The following is a 2,429-nucleotide window of genomic DNA, read 5'->3' as shown; positions in this document are numbered from 1 at the left end:
GTAGAGGCTTTCCTCAAATCGATTGCCCATGCCACCCGCAAGGATAATGGCGTAATGTGTTCGTCTATTCATGGGTCAGAACTTAGAATATATAATATCAATGTTTTTTATCTACTATTGTCCCCTATCTGATACTCGTCGTCATGTTCCTCCACTAAGCCCTCCCTTTCGTGCAGAAAGATCATCTCAAAGGTTATCTCGAGTTCGCTAGATTACCTCAGACGCTAGTTGGCAATCCTAAAACAGTTTCGACTGGTTGGTCTTATTGTATCGTGTAAATATTCAGTGTTATTTGTCATAACGGTATTCAAGGTCATCCAGCGAAACAATTTTGCCGCTAGGATCTTTACTGTAAAATATCGTTATTTTTCGCTTCGTCATCACGGGACTCCCACTGAACGCCCCGACCGACCAAGGGCAGGAATTTATTTTTATGGCTTGTAGGATACGTGCGTGGCCGGGCTTATCAGGCACGTTGGCCTCAAGTCCAGTCAGCATCCCAATTCTGGTGACAATGAATTGTACCGCTATGGAATCTAGCACTGTTAATGTTTCGGGCTTTTCGGCGGGTAGCCCCATAATGGACGATAGCTTTTTCAGGTAAACTTTTACCCCCTGATAAGGTTCCGGATCGAGCTCCGTTGCGTGAAAAACATGGCGGCCAGCCGTATCAACAAAATCAGAGACATAGCATGGACAGTCCGTACCGATTGTTGCCGAATCTTCAAAAATCGACCTTGCTTTTAGCTGGCTTGCCCACATACCTTTATCTCGAATACCTCCCCCCTTATTATATCGATTATCAATCAATTGAACAACATATCGTTCACCATCCGTAGTCAAGATGTGATCTATCTTTACCGATTGTAGCCTCTGCGGGTTAATATGGTATATAGGGAAATGATCATGGATTACCGTGCCGACATAGGATTGATCGTAGTAGTTGGAGCCGCGAAAATCAACGATGATTTGGTTGAGAGGTAAATCAGTATGTCTTTCAAGGAACTCGGGCAGTGCTATGTATTTGGCAAAAAAATCTTCATCGGTTTCAACATGCAGGGAACCTGCGTAAAACTTGTCACCAATTGTGGTATCCCGCGTTGATTTTTCGATACGGCTGCAGGCTTCGGGTATTAACGACCGGACATCAAACGGACTGACTTGTGTGCCATTGACAAAATAGGCCGGATCATCTGCATAAGGCACGGGATGGACGGGGGGATGTCCCGGTGTATGAAAATATAACACGCCTTGATATTCGTGTCCCGCTAACGTAGTATCATATGGAAAAACCTTATTCAAGATAGCACCTGGGTAGTCCATCAGCAACTGCTGTTCGATAATTTCTCCATCCACGACAAACGCATATTTTTCAAATGTCCCGTATTCATTCGGAAATAATTCGGATGAGTCCGAATGGGTAGACTTTCCTTGTTGGAAACACGCTTGCACCCCGATTAAAACCGAAAGGAGAAATAGCAAATGCCTCATGATCTTTCTTTTATACATTGTCACGACAGCTATGGGAAATGGTCGTTACTGATTTATGCACCTACTAATAGTACATCTTTTTATAGTAAACAACATCGCTGGTTTCATAATCAGGGTTTGGATTATTTGGATCGTCATCGTACGGGCGATAGAACTCTTCCTCTGTCATTCCCGTGCGGGTATAGAACATCGATCCTCCTCCTTTGGCGTCATAGGTGTCGGTTTCGGGATTGTATTTGCCCGCATGGACAGCGGCCGAACCATCATAAATCAAAACGCTAGCCGCTTCCGATTTACTGCATGCAACATATCCGAATTGGCTTTCGAATGGATCCTTTGTGATTGGGTCAAGAAAATAATAATCTCCCCCTCCCAAAGCATACCCGAAACAGTTTGATAACGCATTCATATCACTTGGCGGTATCATTTGTTGGGTAATTGGATCTCTTATAATTTGTCCAAATTGGTCGTGAGTTCCGACGGCTTTGTAGGCTAATACCGATGATCCGCTGATTGTATAGCTCTCCAATACTAAACTATATCCATAATCGTCATAATAGGTTATCATTCCCGTCCCACTCATCGATCCATCACTATACCCACCATTAAACCCACCCTTTAATGCATAGCGTTCATCACCAATAATTGTCTCCAATTCATCAGATAACTTCAGAATGTCTGGTTGGTTTTTCATAACTAAAATTTTATTTGGTTAGCACAATGATAAAAATGATACACAAGAAAAAAACATTTTTTCTGAAATATTTTAACAACAGTGTATGAAAAACAACATACATTTGAACTTAGTTGAATGTGCTAACGGTTCATTTTATACGATTTACGATACCAAGGGACGTACGTCGTCCATTATGTGCAGAAGCGAATTTCTCAGCGCAATGAAAAATTCATTAATCCTTCTTTTTGCTTTATTCGGCATA

Annotated in this window: 2 protein-coding genes; both read right to left on the bottom strand. The window is 42.2% G+C overall.

Annotated features, from left to right (window positions below; translation table 11 throughout):
- Positions 1-288 precede the first annotated feature (288 nt).
- On the bottom strand, positions 289-1,491 hold the full coding sequence (locus U9S71_RS20785; protein WP_326329779.1) for a hypothetical protein: 1,203 nt from the start codon (positions 1,489-1,491) through the stop codon (positions 289-291).
- A gap of 64 nt (positions 1,492-1,555) precedes the next feature.
- Complete coding sequence (locus U9S71_RS20780; protein ID WP_326329778.1) at positions 1,556-2,185, bottom strand: hypothetical protein; 630 nt, start codon at positions 2,183-2,185, stop codon at positions 1,556-1,558.
- Positions 2,186-2,429 lie beyond the last annotated feature (244 nt).

Source organism: Parapedobacter flavus (genome assembly GCF_035818675.1).
Classification (GTDB): domain Bacteria; phylum Bacteroidota; class Bacteroidia; order Sphingobacteriales; family Sphingobacteriaceae; genus Parapedobacter; species Parapedobacter flavus.
The sequence above is the reverse complement of the archived record's forward strand: the minus strand, read 5'-3'. Positions and strand labels throughout refer to the sequence as shown.